General features: G+C 67.5%; 15 protein-coding genes. 7 read left to right on the plus strand and 8 right to left on the minus strand.

Features of this window, described 5'->3' with window-relative positions; all coding sequences use genetic code 11:
* Nucleotides 1-34: 34 nt before the first annotated feature.
* Entirely contained in the window at nt 35-1,912 is a 1,878-nt protein-coding gene (gene cysC / locus AB0L57_RS18010) for an adenylyl-sulfate kinase (protein ID WP_364963035.1), read from the minus strand.
* Nucleotides 1,912-2,817, minus strand: coding sequence for a sulfate adenylyltransferase subunit CysD (gene cysD / locus AB0L57_RS18015; protein ID WP_364963492.1), 906 nt, complete (start codon nt 2,815-2,817; stop codon nt 1,912-1,914). Before cysD ends, cysC begins: the two co-directional genes overlap by 1 nt.
* A 211-nt stretch (nt 2,818-3,028) precedes the next feature.
* Between cysD and AB0L57_RS18020 the strand changes: the two genes are divergently transcribed.
* Nucleotides 3,029-3,925: a helix-turn-helix domain-containing protein gene (locus tag AB0L57_RS18020; RefSeq protein ID WP_364963037.1), complete on the plus strand. Its 897-nt coding sequence runs from the start codon at nt 3,029-3,031 to the stop codon at nt 3,923-3,925.
* A 62-nt stretch (nt 3,926-3,987) separates the two neighbouring features.
* Entirely contained in the window at nt 3,988-4,392 is a 405-nt protein-coding gene (locus tag AB0L57_RS18025; protein ID WP_364963040.1) for a PASTA domain-containing protein, read from the plus strand.
* Between the two features lie 13 nt (nt 4,393-4,405).
* Here AB0L57_RS18025 and AB0L57_RS18030 read toward each other — a convergent pair whose 3' ends face one another.
* Nucleotides 4,406-5,173 (minus strand): NAD(P)H-binding protein, encoded by a 768-nt coding sequence (locus tag AB0L57_RS18030; RefSeq protein WP_364963043.1) that lies wholly within the window; start codon nt 5,171-5,173, stop codon nt 4,406-4,408.
* A gap of 280 nt (nt 5,174-5,453) precedes the next feature.
* Here AB0L57_RS18030 and AB0L57_RS18035 point away from each other — a divergent pair, with 280 nt between their 5' ends.
* Nucleotides 5,454-6,728 carry an FAD-binding oxidoreductase gene (locus AB0L57_RS18035; protein ID WP_364963045.1) on the plus strand — a complete coding sequence of 425 codons (1,275 nt, stop codon included), beginning with the start codon at nt 5,454-5,456 and terminating at the stop codon, nt 6,726-6,728.
* Between the two features lie 64 nt (nt 6,729-6,792).
* Here the strand turns inward: AB0L57_RS18035 and AB0L57_RS18040 are convergent, their stop codons facing one another.
* Both AB0L57_RS18040 and AB0L57_RS18045 read right to left on the minus strand, forming a co-directional pair.
* Entirely contained in the window at nt 6,793-7,209 is a 417-nt protein-coding gene (locus AB0L57_RS18040; RefSeq protein WP_364963048.1) for a cytochrome c oxidase subunit 4, read from the minus strand.
* Between the two features lie 18 nt (nt 7,210-7,227).
* Nucleotides 7,228-8,226, minus strand: a complete 999-nt coding sequence (locus AB0L57_RS18045) for a cytochrome c oxidase subunit II (RefSeq protein ID WP_364963051.1) — start codon at nt 8,224-8,226, stop codon at nt 7,228-7,230.
* A 462-nt stretch (nt 8,227-8,688) separates the two neighbouring features.
* Between AB0L57_RS18045 and asnB the strand changes: the two genes are divergently transcribed.
* The 4 genes from asnB to AB0L57_RS18065 all read left to right on the plus strand — a co-directional run bounded on the left by asnB (nt 8,689) and on the right by AB0L57_RS18065 (nt 13,385).
* On the plus strand, nt 8,689-10,614 hold the full coding sequence (asnB, locus tag AB0L57_RS18050; RefSeq protein WP_364963054.1) for an asparagine synthase (glutamine-hydrolyzing): 1,926 nt from the start codon (nt 8,689-8,691) through the stop codon (nt 10,612-10,614).
* A gap of 174 nt (nt 10,615-10,788) precedes the next feature.
* Entirely contained in the window at nt 10,789-11,166 is a 378-nt protein-coding gene (locus AB0L57_RS18055) for a hypothetical protein (protein ID WP_364963057.1), read from the plus strand.
* Nucleotides 11,167-11,228: 62 nt separating this feature from the next.
* Entirely contained in the window at nt 11,229-11,498 is a 270-nt protein-coding gene (locus AB0L57_RS18060) for a DUF2277 domain-containing protein (RefSeq protein ID WP_364963060.1), read from the plus strand.
* Nucleotides 11,499-11,612: 114 nt separating this feature from the next.
* On the plus strand, nt 11,613-13,385 hold the full coding sequence (locus tag AB0L57_RS18065; RefSeq protein WP_364963062.1) for a metallophosphoesterase family protein: 1,773 nt from the start codon (nt 11,613-11,615) through the stop codon (nt 13,383-13,385).
* Between the two features lie 79 nt (nt 13,386-13,464).
* On the opposite strand, the gene AB0L57_RS18070 is transcribed toward AB0L57_RS18065, so the two are convergent.
* From AB0L57_RS18070 to AB0L57_RS18080, 3 genes are all read right to left on the minus strand, one after another.
* Nucleotides 13,465-14,202 carry a maleylpyruvate isomerase family mycothiol-dependent enzyme gene (locus tag AB0L57_RS18070; RefSeq protein ID WP_364963065.1) on the minus strand — a complete coding sequence of 246 codons (738 nt, stop codon included), beginning with the start codon at nt 14,200-14,202 and terminating at the stop codon, nt 13,465-13,467.
* A gap of 158 nt (nt 14,203-14,360) precedes the next feature.
* Nucleotides 14,361-16,367 carry a hypothetical protein gene (locus tag AB0L57_RS18075; RefSeq protein ID WP_364963068.1) on the minus strand — a complete coding sequence of 669 codons (2,007 nt, stop codon included), beginning with the start codon at nt 16,365-16,367 and terminating at the stop codon, nt 14,361-14,363.
* Between the two features lie 35 nt (nt 16,368-16,402).
* Nucleotides 16,403-17,650 (minus strand): carboxylate--amine ligase, encoded by a 1,248-nt coding sequence (locus tag AB0L57_RS18080; RefSeq protein WP_364963070.1) that lies wholly within the window; start codon nt 17,648-17,650, stop codon nt 16,403-16,405.
* Nucleotides 17,651-17,820 lie beyond the last annotated feature (170 nt).

The raw sequence follows: 17,820 nt of genomic DNA on the forward strand, positions 1-17,820 counted from the left end.
CGGGCGTGATGGGTCGTGCGGGCGGTACCGCGGTTCACACTCTCAGTTCGCGGCGGATCAGCGCCGCGATCTCGGTGGGAGTGCCGTGTGCGGGTGTGATCACCAGCTCGGCGTGTTCGGGTCGCTCGTAGGGCGAATCGATACCGGTGAACTCCGGCAATTCTCCGGCGCGCGCCTTCGCGTAGAGCCCTTTCGGATCCCGGCTCTCGCACACCTCGAGCGGAGTGTCGACGAAGATCTCGTGGAAACCCAGACCGCTCGCGGCGTGCACCCCGCGTGCCTGTTCGCGCTGATCGGCGAACGGGCTGATCACCGAGACGATCGCGATCAGCCCGGCATCGGCGAACAGCGAGGCGACCTGCGCCACCCGGCGGATGTTCTCGCGCCGGTCGTCGTCGGTGAAGCCGAGATCGGCATTGAGCCCGTGTCGCAGATTGTCGCCGTCGAGCCGGTAGGCCGGGCGGCCCGCGGCCACCAGTTGCCGTTCCAATTCCACTGCGATGGTGGACTTTCCGGATCCGGACAGCCCGGTCAGCCACACCGTCGCGCCGGCGTGCGGACGCTGGCCACGGCCCACCGACGAGCTGTGCCAGACGACATCCTCGCGCACGACCGCCGGGACGGCCGGGGTGTCGGTCGCGGCCTCGGGCCCGGTGTCGCGGGCCAGGATCATGCCGGCGGCCACGGTCTGGTCGGTGGCCTCGTCGATCAGGATGAAACTGCCGGTGCGGCGGTTGTCGCGATAGCTGTCCACCATCAGCGGACGCTGACTGCGCAGGGTGAGCCTGCCGATGTCGTTGAGTGCCAGCCCGTCCGCGTCCGTGACGCGGTGCAGGGTGTTCACGTCGAGCCGGTAGCCGAGATCGTGGACCTGTACCCGGGTGGTCTGCGCGGCGGTGCGGATCGTGTAGCGCGCATCCGGGCGCAGCGCGGTGTCCTCGGAGAACCAGCACACCATCGCGTCGACCTCGGTCGCGATGTGCGGGCGGTTGCCCGGGCGGGCGAGCATATCGCCGCGACCGATGTCCACCTCGTCGTCGAGCTCGACCGAGACCGCCATTCCGGTGAAGGCTTCGTCCACCTTGACCCCGCCGGGTCCCCAGATCCGGGCCACCCGCGCCGACTTGCCCGACGGCAGCACCACCACATCGTCGCCGGGCTTGAAGATGCCCCCGGCGATGGTTCCGGCATAGCTGCGATGCGCGGAATCGGCGGTGTGCGGGCGGATCACGTACTGCACGGGCAGCCGCGCGTCGATCAGATTGCGGTCGGAGGCGATGTGCACCTGTTCGAGGTGGCGGAGCAGCGGCGGGCCCGGATACCACGGGGTGTGCGTGGAATCGGTCACCACATTGTCGCCGAGCAGTGCCGAGACCGGAACGAAGCTCAGATCGCCGACATTCAGCTTGGCAGCGAAATCGGCGAATTCCGAACGGATCTCGTCGAAACGCTCGGCGGACCAGTCCACCAGATCCATCTTGTTGACGCACACCACCAGGTGCGGCACCCCCAGCAGCGAAGCCAGGAAGGCGTGGCGGCGGGTCTGTTCCACGACACCCTTGCGGGCATCGACCAGGATCAGCGCGAGGTCGGCATTGGACGCACCGGTGACCATGTTGCGGGTGTACTGCACATGCCCCGGGGTGTCGGCGATGATGAACTTGCGCCGCGGCGTGGTGAAGTAGCGGTAGGCGACATCGATGGTGATGCCCTGCTCGCGTTCGGCCCGCAATCCGTCGGTGACGAGCGCGAGATCGGTTGCGGCGTCACCACGTTGCGCGCTGGCGCGTTCGATGGCCGCCAGCTGATCGGAGAACAGGTTCTTCGAGTCGTAGAGCAGGCGGCCGATCAGGGTGGATTTTCCGTCGTCGACGCTACCGGCGGTGGCCAGGCGTAACAGATTGCGGCTCATCAGAAGTAGCCCTCCCGCTTGCGGTCTTCCATCCCGGATTCGGAGATGCGGTCGTCGGCACGGGTGGCACCGCGTTCGGTGAGCCGGGTGACCGCGGTCTCGGCGATCACGGCCGCCGGATCGTCGGCCTCGCTCTCGATGCAGCCGGTGCAGGTGGCATCGCCGACGGTCCGGAAACGCACCGTCGCGTCGAAGACCGGTTCGTCGGCTCCCGGAGTCAGGAAGGGGTTGGCGGCCAGCAGCATCCCGTCGCGCCGGAACACCGGGCGGCGGTGCGCGTAGTACAGCGGGGGCAGTTCGACCGCTTCCCGGTCGATGTACTCCCAGATGTCGAGTTCGGTCCAGTTCGACAGCGGGAAGACCCGGATGTGCTGGCCCGCACGATGTTTGCCGTTGTAGAGATTCCACACCTCGGGCCGCTGGGCACGGGGTTCCCAGGCGCCGAACTCGTCGCGGAAACTGAACACGCGCTCCTTGGCGCGGGCCTTCTCCTCGTCGCGGCGCGCACCGCCGAAGACGGCGTCGAAGCGGTGCTCGGCGATACCGCGCAGCAGGGCCGTGGTCTGCAGCCGGTTGCGGCTCTCCCCCGCCCGCTCGACGACACGACCGGCGTCGATGTCGTCCTGCACCCGCGCCACCAGCAGCCGAGCCCCGAGCCGGGCCGCCGTGCGGTCGCGGAACTCGATCACCTCGTCGAAGTTGTGGCCCGTGTCGACGTGCAGCAGCGCGAACGGCAGTGCCGCCGGCCAGAACGCCTTGCGCGCCAGCTCCAGCATGACCGCCGAGTCCTTACCACCGGAGAACAGCAGCACCGGCCGTTCGAAGGTGGCCGCCACCTCTCGGAAGATGTGCACCGATTCGGCCTCGAGGGCCGACAGATGCGACAGCTCGTATCCCGTCCGCATCACATTCGCCTTGTCCGCGCCGAATCCCCGCACACCGGCATCCTCCACGGAGTTGCAGTGTCGAATATTCGACGCTATTGTTCGATATTGTGACACCGACGATAGGCCGCAGGCTGCTCGCCGGTCAAGCGGCGTCCCGTCGCGCAGTCACCGCCGGCCTCCCGCCTGGCCGATTCCGCCCCTCGCCGTGGCTTCAGGAGGACTCGCGACCATGACCGACATCGATGCGGGCCCACCGCCGCCCCGGGCGCAGGCGACCTCCGCCGGCTCGCCGCCGACCCATCGGGTGGTACGGGTGATCGAATTGCTGTCGCGGCGGGCGGAGACCCACCTGTCGCTCGCCGCGATCGTGCGCGAGACCGGACTGTCACGAGCCACCGCGCACGCCGTGCTCACCCAGCTCACCGCCGAGAACTGGACCGTGCGCGACATCGATGGCAACTACGGCCTCGGACTGGGACTGCTCGCCGTCGCCCGTCGCGCCGAGGCCGCATTCCCGCTACGCCGGCTGGCGGCCGGTCCGATCCGGGAATTCCTTGCCGAACAGGGCTTTCCGGTCTTCCTCGCCGAACGCGACGGTGAATCGATCATCGTCACCGAGACGGCCGGCACCCCGACGGTTCCCTGGATCAGGCAGGGCAGGCGACTACCCCTCGCACCACCGGTGGCTCGCGAATTCATCGCCTGGGCGCCGGCAGCCGAGCGCGACCGCTGGCTCGACCACGCCGACCCCGGCCATCGCGACCGGTTGCTGTCGGTCCTCGCCGCGGTCCGCGACCGCGGCTACTCGGTCGAGCGGCTCGCCGACGAATCCGCACCCGTCCTGGAAGCACTTGCCGCTCTGCGGCATTCGCCGGTCACCGATCCACTGCGGAACCGGCTGGCGACCATGATCACCGATCTGATCACCATCGACTATCTGCCCGACGAGTTGGGGGCCGAGAACGCGGTGGTGACCGTCGCCGCGCCGATCTTCGCCGGCGACGAGGTCGTCGCCTCGATCGTCGCCTGCCCCGACACCCGGCTGTCGGCGCAGCGGCTCACCGAGCTCGGCACCGCCGTGACCGCGACCGCGCGGCGGATCTCCGCGGCCGCCGTCGAGGATTGACCATCGCGACATGCTCGGGCGCCCACCGGCGCACCGGACCGGGAGCAACTAGGTTCGAGGGTGTGCCGACCAGAACCGAACGTGACAGCCGAATGCGGCGCGCACACCACTGTGTGCCCGTCCTGATCTCGACCCTGGCGCTGGTGCTGGCACCGGCGTTGTCCGCGTGCGGTGCCGACGACGACTCCGGCGGCGCCGCCACCCGCACGCCATCGCCCGCCGCGGCCACCTCCGCCGCACCCGCCACCGTGGTCGTCCCCGATGTCGGCGGCGAGCGTCCCCTCGCCGCCGATCAGTTGCTCACCGGCGCGGGGCTGCACGCGCACATCACCGGCGGAACCGGCCGCGGCCCCGGCGGTGGCCAATGTGTCGTCACCGAACAACATCCCGACGCCGGCGCCACGGTGGCGGCCGGCACCACGGTCGAACTCGGCACCGGCGAGGTGGGCGGCTCGAGCCCCTGCTGAGCCCGGTGGCCGGCTACCCCCGCAGGCGGTAGCTCCGCCCCGGATCCGACGCGACGTACTCGGCCCACGTGCGGGCGCCGTCGGCATGCTCCGGGCAGGTGTTGGCGCCGGCACGGAAGGCGCGGGCGATCCGGCCGGGCAGCGGGATCGGCAGCACGTGTTTCGGCCCGCCCCGGTACTGCCGCCACACATCCGCGAGCTCGGCCAGGGTAGCGACCTGCGGACCACCGAAATCGGCGGCGCGGCCCAGCGGCTCACCAGCGGTGAGGTCGGCGATGCGGGTGGCGACATCGGCGGTGTCCACCGGCTGGAAGCGGAAATCCGCAGGCAACGGGGCCAGGGGCAGTCGTTGCACACCGGACAGGATCGCCGCGAGCAGATCGTGGAACTGGGTGGCGCGCAGAATCGTGTGTGGGACACCGCTTCCGGCGATCAACCGCTCACACGCCAGCTTGTTGCGGTAGTACCGGAACGGGATGGCGTCGATCCCCACGATCGAGACGTACAACAGATGCCGCACTCCCCCGGCCGCGGCCAGTAGATTGCGAGTCTGGTCGAGATCGGGTGTGCCGAATCTGCGGAAGTCCGAGGCCGCGTGCACGATCGTGTCCGCCCCCGCGGCCGCATCCCGGACCCCCACGCCGGTGGCCAGATCGCCCACATGTGTCCCCGCACCCACCCGCCGCGACAGCACCCGCACATCGTGGCCACGCTCGCGGAGGCGATCCACCACGTGCCGTCCGAGCGCGCCCGTCCCACCGGTCACCAAGACTGTGCTCATGGGTCCAGCCAACTCCTTCGCCGGAGGCCGGACAAGCACCACATCACGAATGTCACATCCGCCGGGCCGCCGTCCGGTCCCATCGCACCGACCTCGAGAAGTCGTCCTGCCGGGGAAGCCGCGGCCCGCCGGCGACGCCCCCGGTGCTCGGGGAGGTTCGGGCTGTGGGCACCGCTCGCCGCCGCGTTGTTCGCCCTCGCACCCGTCGCACGACCCCCGGTACCTGCGGTGCAAATCTCGGTGCAGACGTAACGCCGCGACTGTGGTTAGCTGTGGGGCCATGAGTACGACGCTGGCTGCTCGGCCGGAGGAATATCTGCCCCGCGACACTGCGGATGTCGTTCGCACAGTGCGAGATTCACGACCACAACCCCTGACGGTACGAGGCGGCGAGCACGACGCCGATCAGCTCGACGAAGATCTGTCACCTCCCGACCGGCGCATCGTGATGTCGCTGCGGCGGATGAACCGGGTGCAGGCGGTGGACGCCGACGCCCGGCTCGTGCGCGTCCAGGCCGGCGCGCGGTTGTCGGATATCGACCGCACTCTCGCCGGGCACGGCCTGGGGCTGCCCATCGTCGGTGACCACCGCGAGATCACCGCCGGCGGATTCGCCGCGGTCGGCGGGCTCAGCGCGGCATCCCATCGTTACGGCATGTTCAGCGACAATGTGGTCTCCCTCGAATATGTCGATCCCGAGGGCAGATTCGGTACCTGCGGGCGCACCCATCAGTCCGACCGGTTCCGCCGGGTACTCGGCGGTGCCGGGCGCACCGGCATCATCACCGCGCTGACGTTGCAGGCCATCGAGGTGGACAAGGACCACACCTGGCTGACCTCCGACGCCCACCGGTTCCTCGACTTCGACACCTTCGTCGAACATTCGCATGCCGAGATCACCCGGCCCGGCGATGCGTTGCTGCAGGTGGGCCGCTGGGTCGACACCTCACCCCTACGGGTGTCCCGGCCGGTCGGCACGGGTCACGTCCAGCTGGGCACCGTCCGCTTCGGGCAGTGGTCGAGCCTGCATCCCACCACAGCCACCCCGTCCTTGCGGGCCCGGCGCGAACTGGGTTCGCGGGCCCGCAAGTCGCTGGGCGCCATCGCCTCGGCCGCCGGGGGCCGCGCCGGAATGCCGGTCCGCAATGCCGCCGCCGGTGCGCTGATGTTCGCGCCGAAGGTGCTCACGCTGCGGGACGCGGAATATCTCGCGGATACGGTGATCAACTCCTCCGAGCGCGGCCCGGCCTATCGGGTGGCGGTCTTCGCGCCGCTCACCAGCTACAGCACCGTCTTCCACCGGATGCACGATCTGTTCGCCGATCATCGTGAGCGCAGCGGCGCCATCACGGTCATCTCCGCGATGACCTACGGGGTGCGCTCACCGTATTTGCACGAATTCGCCGGTGAGGACCACGGTTTCATCACCTTCACCTGCCGCCTGCGCCCGGCCGGCACCTACCCCGGCGGCCCGGACCCGATGAGCGACATCACCGCCGGTATCGACGACATCTGCCGCTCCGAACGCGCCCGCCGGTACAGCACCGCCGAGTGACCGCGACGACAACGAGAGGCGCCCCGGACGATTCGTCCGGGGCGCCTCTCGTTGTCGTTGCGGCTCAGTGCTTCTCGGGGCCGATGTGGTACTCGAACACCAGGCCGGCGACCGAGGTCAGCACGCAGATCACGCCGAGGGCGATCAACCAGTACTGGAAGAAGGCGAACCCCAGCGCGGTGACCGAGGCCGAGCCGGCCAGCAGGATGGGCCAGAAGCTACCGGGCGAGAAGAAGCCGAGGTCGCCGGAGCCGTCCACGATCTCGGCCTCTTCGTAGTCCTCGGGGCGCAGGTCCAGGCGGCGCGCCACGAAGCGGAAGTAGGTGCCGACGATCAGGGTCAGGCCTGCGGTCAGAACGATGGCGGTGGTACCCGCCCATTCCACGCCGGTGCGGGACTGGCCGGTGAAGAATCCGTAGACGACCGCCACGATGATGAAGAACACCGTGAGCAGCTCGAAGATGCGTGCTTCGACCTTCATGTCAGTTCAGTACCCTTCTCACTTGCTCTCGGCCTGGGTGTTACCACGCGCGGTGCGCCGGGTATCGAACGGATGCGTGGTGGTGGCCACGGGCGACTCTCCGATGCTCGCCAGCGCCTCGGCATTGGTACTGCCGGCCTGGCGGGCGGCGATGTACTTGTCGAACTTCTCCGGCGACACCGCGCGGACCTCGAAGTTCATCATCGAGTGGTAGGTACCGCACATCTCGGCGCAGCGGCCGACGAAGGCACCCTCGTGCTCGATCTTGGTGATCTGGAAGGTGTTGTCGGAGTGATTTTCCTTCGGGTTCGGCATCACGTCGCGCTTGAACAGGAACTCCGGCACCCAGAAGGAGTGGATGACGTCGGCGGCGGCCAGCTGGAATTCGACCACCTTGTTGGTGGGCAGCACGAGCACCGGGATCTCGTTCGAGGAGCCGGTGGTCTCGACCTTGTCGTAGTGCAGGTAGGAGATGTCGTTGGCGGGCAGGCCGTGGACCGGACCCGGCTGCGGGTGCCCGTCCTCGGTGCGCTCCTTGTACTCGTCCCTGATCTGCTCGTTCACAGCCTGACGAGTCTGGTCGACGCCGTCGTAGACGTGACCGTCCGCGCCGACGACCTTCTGATAACCGAACTTCCAGTTCCACTGGAAGGCCGTCACATCGACGACGACATCCGGATTGGAGGTCTTCTCGTGCACGTAGTTCTGCACGACGACGGTGAAGTAGAACAGCACCGCGATGATCACGAACGGAATCGCGGTGTAGGTCAGCTCCAGCGGCACGTTGTAGCCGGTCTGCCGCGGGAATTCCGGGGAGTTCTTCTTCTTGCGGTGGAAAGCCACGGTCCAGAAGGTCAGACCCCAGACCAGAACACCCATCGCCAGAGCGGCGACGACCGACCACGTCCACAGTTCCCGCATCCGGGTCGCCTGCGGGGTGACACCCGACGGCCAGCCGAACCGAAGCACGGGATTGTCGATCGAGCAGCCCGAGACGAGCATCACGGTGATCCCCATGGACACCGCCAGCCCGGCCCGCCGAAGGATGCGGCCCCGCCGAACCCGGGCGGGTCGTGCCCCTATCGCTTCGCTCGCCTTGTGCGCCACGCTCAACGCCTTCCTGGTCGTCCATCCGACACGGTGCTGACCGGAGGCCGGACAGCACGTTTTCAGCACGTTCGAGATATTTCCGCGAGCCGTGCCGAACGCACGGCCGACCACGGGAGTTCCCGAGTACTACGCAGCGTAGACCAAACCGGCACCCGCGTTGTGCCCGGGTCGCTTTCGACACACCGGCCACCGGCCGCGATCACCGGCAGGCTGCATCCGGGGGGCGACCGGCCCGGGTGCCCACGATGCCCGGCGATGTGGATGCCACGCCGCGAGGGGGCGTGGCGGCCCGGCGTGCGGCATACTCGGGGACTGATTTCGATTGTTTGTTCTCCGCGTACCCGATCCGGAAACGAGGTTCTCGACGCAGTGTGTGGACTGCTGGGATTTCTGACCGCCGATGTGGCAACCGACTCCGTCGTGCAGCAGGTATATGACGCCTTGCAGTGCGGGCGCCATCGCGGCCCGGACGAGCGCGGCACCTGGCATGACGAGCACATCATCCTGGGCTTCAACCGGTTGTCGATCATCGACATCGAACATTCGCATCAGCCGCTGCGCTGGGGCCCGGAGGACAATCCGCAGCGCTACGCGCTGGCGTTCAACGGCGAGATCTACAACTACCTGGAGTTGCGCGCCGAGCTGAGCTCCGAGCACGGCGCGACATTCGACACCGAGGGCGATGGTGAGGCCATCGTCGCGGCTTACCACCACTGGGGCACCGAGGCGTTCTCGAAGCTGCGCGGCATGTTCGCCTTCGCCATCTGGGACACCGAAACCCAGGAACTGGTGCTGGCCCGCGATCCGTTCGGCATCAAGCCACTGTTCATGGCGACCGGCCCGGGCGGCACCGCCTACGCCAGCGAGAAGAAGAGCCTGCTGGAGCTGCTGCCGGCGTTGCAGCTGTCCGACGAACTGGATGCGCGCGCGCTCGAGCACTACACGGTGCTGCAGTACGTGCCGGAACCGGAATCGCTGCACACGAACATCCGCCGCCTGGAATCGGGCTGCTACGCCACCCTGCGCCCCGGCGCCGCCGTGGAGGTGACCCGGTACTTCCGGCCCGACTTCCGGGTGCGCCCGTTCGCGGCCGGTTCCGAACAGGCCCGGTATCGCGAGATCGCGGCCGTGCTCGAGGATTCGGTCGCCAAGCACATGCGCGCGGATGTCACCGTCGGCGCATTCCTGTCCGGTGGTATCGATTCCACCGCGATCGCCGCACTGGCGATCAAGCACAACCCGAATCTGCTGACCTTCACCTCCGCGTTCGAGCGGGAGGGGTATTCGGAGGCCGATGTGGCCGCCGAGACCGCCGAGGCCATCGGCGCCGAGCACTTCATCCGCATGGTCAGCCCGGAGGAGTTCGCGGGCGCGATTCCCGAGATCGTCTGGTATCTCGACGATCCGGTGGCCGATCCCGCGCTGGTGCCGCTGTACTTCGTGGCCCAGGAGGCCCGCAAGCACGTCAAGGTCGTGCTGTCCGGCGAAGGTTCCGACGAACTGTTCGGCGGGTACACCATCTACCGGGAGCCGCTGTCGCTCAAGCCGTTCGAATATCTGCCGAAGGGTGTGCGCCGGCTCGCCGGCAAACTCTCGGACCGGATTCCGGACGGTACTCGCGGCAAGAGCCTGCTGCACCGCGGCTCACTGCCCCTCGAGGAGCGCTACTACGGCAATGCCCGCAGCTTCAACGACGCCCAGTTGCGGGCGGTACTGCGCGAATTCCGGCCGGAGTGGACCCATCAGGACGTGACGGCGCCGATCTACGCGCGCTCGCGGGGCTGGGATCCGGTGGCGCGGATGCAGCATCTGGATCTGTTCACCTGGTTGCGCGGCGACATCCTGGTCAAGGCCGACAAGATGACGATGGCGAACTCACTGGAACTGCGGGTGCCGTTCCTGGATCCCGAGGTGTTCGCGATCGCCGAGCAGATCCCGTACGAGCAGAAGATCACCAAGGAGACGACCAAGTACGCGCTGCGCCGCGCACTCGAGACCATCGTGCCGCCGCATGTTCTGCATCGGCCGAAGCTCGGCTTCCCGGTGCCGCTGCGGCATTGGCTGCGTGGCCCCGAGCTCTACGACTGGGCCGCCACCCAGATCGCCGAATCGCAGACCGACCATCTGCTGGACAAGTCCGCGATCAAGGCGATGCTCGAGGCGCACCGGGCCGGAAACGGCGATCACAGCCGCCGGTTGTGGACGCTGCTGGTGTTCATGATCTGGCACGGCATCTTCGTCGAGGACCGGATCAAACCGGCCATCCAGGAACCCAGCTACCCCGTGCGGCTGTAACCGGCGGCATCAACCGAAACGACCCCCATCGGCCCGGAAATCCGGCGAGGCACATACCCCTCACCTCTACATCCTTGAACGTACCGCTATATAGCGGTACATTAAACGTCGTCAAGATAGTTGCAGCGGCCGAGATCCGGCCCTGGACGGACACGACGCACGTAAGGAATTCCGATGGTTCGACAAGAGCTGCTCTCGAAGGTCCGTAACCGGATGTCGCACACCGTGATCACACTCGCCATCGCGGCGGCCCCGGTCGTCGCCGCCGCTGCTCCGGCCTTGGCCGAACCGGCGGCCCCGGCCGCGTCCGCGGAGGTCCAGACCTCCGCGGCGGATGCCCAATTCGTCCACGGCTGGGGCCATCACGGCGGCTGGGGAGGCCATCACGGCGGCTGGGGAATGCCCGGATGGGGCCTGCCCGGCCGGGGTTACGGGGGCATCTATCCCGGGTGGTACAGCCCGTGGTCGGGCTACGGCAACGGGTACGGCAACGGGTACGGCAACGGATATGGCTACGGCTACTCGCCGCTGTCGAGCGGAAGCGCCTTCTGATCCGGTTGCCCGCACGGACGCTGGGACTGGGCGGGGCGTCACGGGAGGCCTAGCCTCGGGGTATGTGCCGAAATATCACCGCGTTGCGCGGTCTGGACCCCGAGGCGACCCGCGAGGAGATCGAGGCGGCCGCGCTGCAGTACGTCCGTAAGGTCGGCGGCCTGACCAGTATCTCGGCGGCCACCCGGCCGGTGGTGGACGACGCCGTCGCCGAGATCGCCGCCGTCACCACCCGCCTGCTGGCCGCGCTGCCGGACCGCAAGGTGCCGCCGAAGACGGTGCCGCCGCTGCGGCGCCCGGAGGTACAGGCCCGCATCGCCGCCCGGGGCTGAACCGGCACCGCCGCGGGCCCGGTTCCATGCTCGTCCGCCGGTGTCCCGCTGGATTCACCCGATGTTCGCCGAGCCGTCGAATGTGCTGAACCCGCGACGGGTTGGCTGGAGGGTATGGGCGAGCACAGCGATTCCGGCGCAGGCAGCTCCGGCGAACCGGCCGATCGGAGTAACCCGGGCGGTGACGACGCGGATCCGGCGCATCCCATCGATTCGACCGGCCCAGCGGCATCGCACGCCGCGAGTGGATCGGATTCCCCGGACCGCCGCGGTGTGAGCAGGCGGTGGTTGTTCGGCGCGTCCGGTGCCGCGGCCCTCGCGGGGCTCGCGGTGGGTACGGGCTCGACGGCCGCGCTGCGCGACACCGGCACCGGATCCGATGTCCACCGCGAGGTCTGGCCGCGTACACCGGATTTCACCGCCACCGTCGACACCGTCGCGGTCGCGCCGGTCGCCGGGGTCCATCTGCAGTACGGCACCGACGCTGCCCGCGAGGTGGTGGTGAGCTGGCATACCACCGCCGCGGTCCGCAATCCGGTGGTGCGATTCGGTACGCCCACCGCGGGATTCGGGACGACGGTACCGGCGCAGACCCGGACCTATCGGGACGCCGCCTCCGGAACCGAGGTGCGGGTCCACCATGCACGACTCACCGGGCTGGCACCCGATTCCGAGTATGTCTACGCCGCCGGACACGACGGCGCGCCACCGGAGCTGGGCACCCTGCGCACGGCCCCGGCGGGGCGGGCGGCCTTCCGGTTCACCAGTTTCGGCGATCAGGGCACACCCACCCTCGGAAAACTCGACAACGGCCGCTACGTCAACGACAACCTGGGCTCACCGTTCGCCGGAGACGTGACCGGCGGTATCGAGCACCTGGCCCCGCTGTTCAACCTCGTCAATGGCGATCTGTGCTACGCCAACCTCGCCACCGACCGGATTCGTACCTGGAACGACTGGTGGGCCAACAACTCCCGCTCCGCCCGTTATCGCCCCTGGATGCCGGCGCCGGGCAATCACGAGAACGAGCGCGGTAACGGGCCGATCGGATACAGCGCGTTCCAAACGTATTTCACCGTTCCGGACAGCGGTGCCGAGGAGCTCGCACGCGGCCTGTGGTACTCGTTCACCGTCGGCGGGATGCGGGTGATCGCCCTGGCCAACGATGACATCTGCTATCAGGACGGTGGTGACAGCTACGTCCGGGGGTATTCCGGTGGCACCCAGAAACGCTGGCTGGAACAGGAATTGGCGGCCGCTCGGGCCGATCGAGGCATCGATTGGATCGTGGTGTTCATGCACCAGGTCGCGATCTCGTCGGCGGACAAGGCCAACGGCGCCGATCTGGGCATCCGGGAACAGTGGCTGCCGCTGTTCGATCGCTATCAGGTCGATCTGGTGTTGTGCGGGCACGAACACCATTACGAGCGTTCCCATCCCGTACGCGGCGTGCTGGCGACCGACACGCTCACCCCGAAGCCGGTCGCCGACGCGGTGACGCCCGGCCGGGCCGGGCCCACCGGCGCCGCGACCGATGTCGTCGACACCTCCAAGGGCACAGTGCATCTGGTGATCGGCGGTGGCGGTACCTCCGTTCCCTCGAACCGGTTGTTCTTTCCCGGCGAGCAGTGCCGGGTACTCACCGCCGTCGGCGCGATCGGCTCGGCGACCGGGAAGAAGGCGCCGGCCTATGTCCTGGAATCGGCGGCCTGGTCGGCGTTCAAGGACCCCGATCACCCGTACGGGTTCTGCGCCTTCGACGTCGATCCCGGCAGACCGGGCGGCGATACCACCATCACGGCAACGTATTTCGCGCTGGACAGCGGTCCGGGCGAATGGAAGCCGGTGGATTCGTTCACCCTCACCCGGCCACGATCGGACCGCTGACATCGGTCCGATTCCGCAATTGTGCAGATCTGCGGCACAGGTGAATCCCGGCGCCGGGTGTCCGCTTTCCGGAGCGCGGTCAGATGTGGATCAGGTCCAGCACGCGAGCGCACAATTCGGGATCGGTGGCCACGGGCTTGTCCGCCGGCGGCCGATGCCAGACGGTCAGCAGCAGATCAGCGGCCGTACCCGACACCGTGGTGTCGGCGGCCGTATCGACCTCGATCGACGGCTGGGTTCCGGTCAAGCGCAGGACCGGATCCGGTCCCGCCGTGTCGGTGCGGTGCAATCGCAGTGTGGCTCCGTGTAATTCGGGCGGAACTCCCCCCTGGCGGGCCAGGTGCCGCGGCACGAAAACCCGCAGCCATTCGTCGATGCCGTCGGCCGCGAGGTCGGGTTCGAAGGCAATCGCACCGCCCGCCGACACCGCGTCCTGTGCGTCCCAGCGGTGCATGGCCACCTCGTGGGCCTGGCGGCGCAGCCAGAACCGGACGGTGCCACGGCCGGTGAAGACATCGGCCTCCGCATCGGGGTCACGCGCGTCCAGTTCCCGCAACAACAGATCGCGGCTGTCGCGGTACCAGTCCGCGAGTCGCTCGTTCTCCGGGTGTGGCTCTCGCGGCAGGTGCCGCGCCGCCTCGGCACCGTCACGCAGCACCGTGGCCGCCCAGCGATGCACCCGGCCGACGTGCGAGATCAATCGCGCCACGTCCCAGCCTGGACAGGCGGTCACGGCCGCACCCAGAGCCGGCACCGGAACCGCCGCCAGCCGATCCCCTTCGGTCACCAGCGCCGCTCGCCACATCGCATCGCCCACGCCCCCAATTTATCCCCGGTGCGCGACCTGTCCCGCGCCCGGCGATCGATCCTTGCCGCGCGACGGATTCAGCGGCGCCGGTGCGGGCCACGGTCGAGGAGCGGCATCGTACGCACCGGCAGGCTCCGATTCCCCGGCACAGCGCGACGGCCGCGCCGTCATTGCGGGTCGGTGGCGGTCACGATCTCCGGCAGGCGGTCCGCACCCCAGCTGCGATGCAGATAGCCGATCGCCGAATCCAGCTGGTCACGCTCGACCGCCGCCAGTTCACCACGCTCGAGCGGGTCGAAGTGGAAGATGTAGAGCCGGGAGGCGAACTGTTCGAACGGCAGCGACGCCTCACCGAAACGCTCACCGTGTCCAGCGGTGCCGACGACCACACCGTCACCCCAGTCCTGACCGCTGTCGTTGTTGGGGTTGTAGAAGTAGACGCGCATCGCCTCCTGCGGATCGAGGCTGACGCGCAGAATCGTGATGGCGTGCCAGCCGACGAAGCGGGCCGCGCTGTCGGTGACGGCGACGCCGGCCGGCTGCGGGTGGATCAGCGGCTGATTGCCGTTGTAGAAGGGGTGGTGGCTGGCGTAGAAGTGGCGCAGGAACTCCTCGACATCGGTCAGCCGTCCGGTGGCCACATCGACGTTGATCCGGAATCCCCGGCCCGACCACCAGCCGTGGAACTCGGGATTGACCCAGCGGTGCGGATCTCCTTCCCGACCGATGCAGCAGCGTCCCATCTCGGCGTAGATCCGGTCCAGATGCGGCACCACCAGCAGTGATACCGGATCCAGATCCATCGGCGGTGTGGTGGCGACGCCGGTGGTGACCTCTCGTGAGGAGATCGCCTGCCCCTCGAAATGCATGACGACCTCGTCGTCGCGGGCCGCCCAGGCCACGATCTGCAGCAGATAGTCGGGGTCGTTGTAGGACCACTGCGACAGCGCGCGCGCCGACTGGCAGGTCGGGTTGTCGCCCTGCCCCACTCCCAGCGGTAGCCCCAGTATCGACAGCACGCCCGAGAGCAACCGCACGCGTGGATCCACGCCAGTGCCGAAGACCTCGGTCAGGCGCTGATTCGCCCCGGGTGACAACTGCAGTCCCAGCTGTCGCCACAGCGCCGGCGCCACCGGCGGCTGATACAGAATTCCGCGCTCCAGCAGCAGGGCCAGGCCATAGATGCTCTGCGCGGTCTCCACCTGCACCGACTGCTCGATCAGGTGATGTACGAGTTCGTGATAGCACAGCAGGCAGTCGCGCCCGGTGCTCGACAGTCCCAGTGCCTCGCCGACGAGGTAGTCGCCCTTGCTCAGCAGGAATCGCAGCAGCACCGCGTGATACGGCGACACCAGGCCGGTGTCGTGCATCGAGCGCGCGAAACCCGTTGCCTCGTATTGCAGAGCGCTGTCGTCCATGGATTCCAGCCGGGTGCCGTAGAGCTCGACGCCCGGGTCCTCCCGGCAGGCGTCGGTGGTGCCGTACAGGCTGCTGATCAGGCGGTCCGCCCCCAGTCCACTGGACCCCAGATCGATATCCGGGTTGGCGCGGGCCACCGCGATCTGGGTGATCATCCGCTTGACCTGCTCGACCTGGATCGGCCGCTGGCGCAGGATGCGCCAGATCTCGTCGACCAGATGCTCGAGCACCTTTTCGTAGCCGACCTCTTGGACGAGATGGTGCATGAGTTCCCGCGAGACATCCGCCATCCGGCCCTGCTGGTGCCGCTCGGCCTCACCGGGCGGTGTGAACAGCAAGGACAGATTGATCGCCAGCACCTGTGACAGGTGGTTGGCGGCATGTTCGGCCGATATCTGCGGATGCTGATAGTCGCCCTTGGCCACTGCCAGCAGACGCAGGTTGCTGACCGTCTCCAACACCACCGTGTCCGGATTCGGGCTGCGCAACGAACCCGGACTCAGTGCGGGGATCAGGATCTGCGGCTGCGCCCAGTCGGTGCCGAGGAACAGTCCCGCGTCCTCGAGTGCGGCCGCCCTGGACCGCAGTGCGGCACATCCACCGGGTAGTTGCAGCACGCGCCGCAGCGCGCTCAGCACCCGGGACAGTTTGACCTGCTTGCCGAATTCGCTGGTGCGGGCAAGCGTTTGCGTGGCTTCGTCCAAGGTGACGAGCCGTCTGCCCAGGGTTGCTTCGTCGCTGCCGAGCGGCCTCACTCAGGATCCTCCTGTGATCCATCCTGCTGATCGGATCATATGTAGAAGTCGAGTTCTTCTTGTCGCTTCAGCAGGTCCCGGAGAGCGTACGGATCTTCGCCGAAGAAGTACAGCAATCCCCAGTGGTTTCCGAACGCGGTGCGTTTGGTGACTTTCTCCTCGAGGGGAGCCATGAGCTCGTGGGCCTCGAAGTAGTCGTGATCCTCGGTTTCTCCGGGTATGGACAGATGGGTGACCACCCGGCGGCGTGGATAAACCCCGAATGTTCCGGCATGTCCTGTGGCGTCGACCACCTCGCGCGGGAAGAAGTCCACGATCTCCTCCTCGGTGGTCTTCGGATCGAAGGCCAGCACCAGTGCGTGGTAGGCGTTGAAGCCGTAGGCGCGTTCCAGCAATTCGAACACCTTGAATCCCGGCGGCCGATACGCGACCTCACCGAAGTACATCTCACCATCGCTGGTGACGAAGTATTCCGGATGGACGAACCCGAATTCGATGTCGAACGTCTTGATCAGCTTTTCCACCTGCCGCGTGATCTCCGGCCGGTACTTCTCGAGTTCCGGTGTGGCGGGCACGAATACGGAGTATCCGAGTCGCACGTATTCGGAGATGTTGAGAAAGCGGATCTTGCCGTTGTGGATCCATGCCTCCACTGCGAATTCCCAGCCGTCCAGATGAGATTCCATCAGCACCGGAAACTCTTCGTCGGGAATCGTATCGATCTCGTCCGGCGTCCGGATGACCCGGTGCCCGAGGCACCCGGCCTTGTCGAAAGCCTTGATGTGGATCGGATCGTTGGGATCCCCGTCGAGTTTGAGCAGGGTCTGATTGACACGTTTGAGAAATCGGATGACGTCGTCGCGCTCGTGCGCTTCCTCGAAGATGCCGACCCGGATCCCGCCCAGCTGTGCGCGCCGCTTCATCAGCGACTTGTCTCGCAACAGCGTGGCCTGGCCGAGTAGCCGTGGGTTGCCGAGCAGCACGGAGTTGATCGCGCCCGCCCACTCGACGGTCTCCTCGAAGATCGGGATGGCGACGTCGACGCCCATGTCCTGCAGCGTCACCGCGATCTCCATCGAACGATCGTTGAGACGCTCGAAATCCCAGGGCAGATAGGGTATTTCGTGTTCTATACAGTACTCCTCGGCCCACTCCGGTGCGACCACGATATAGCGGCGGTCGAACCGGTCCACGGCCTCGACCGCGTTCAAACTCCATCCGAGCAGGGCCACATAGCCTTTGTCCGGGTTTCGACTCTTCGATTCCGACGTTGAAATCGACAAACCTTCTCCCCTCTCGACCTCTACGCACGGTTCGTCGATCGCTGGGTCGCACTACTACGCAGGGCATCGGCGGCCGGCATCGAATATCGTGACGGCGATGTCGACGAATCCGGGCTCTGACACCGGTATTGTCGACCGGCGATAACAACGGCAAATCCGGGAAAATGCCG

Origin of the sequence: Nocardia sp. NPDC052254 (assembly GCF_040679495.1) — a bacterium.
GTDB lineage: Bacteria > Actinomycetota > Actinomycetes > Mycobacteriales > Mycobacteriaceae > Nocardia.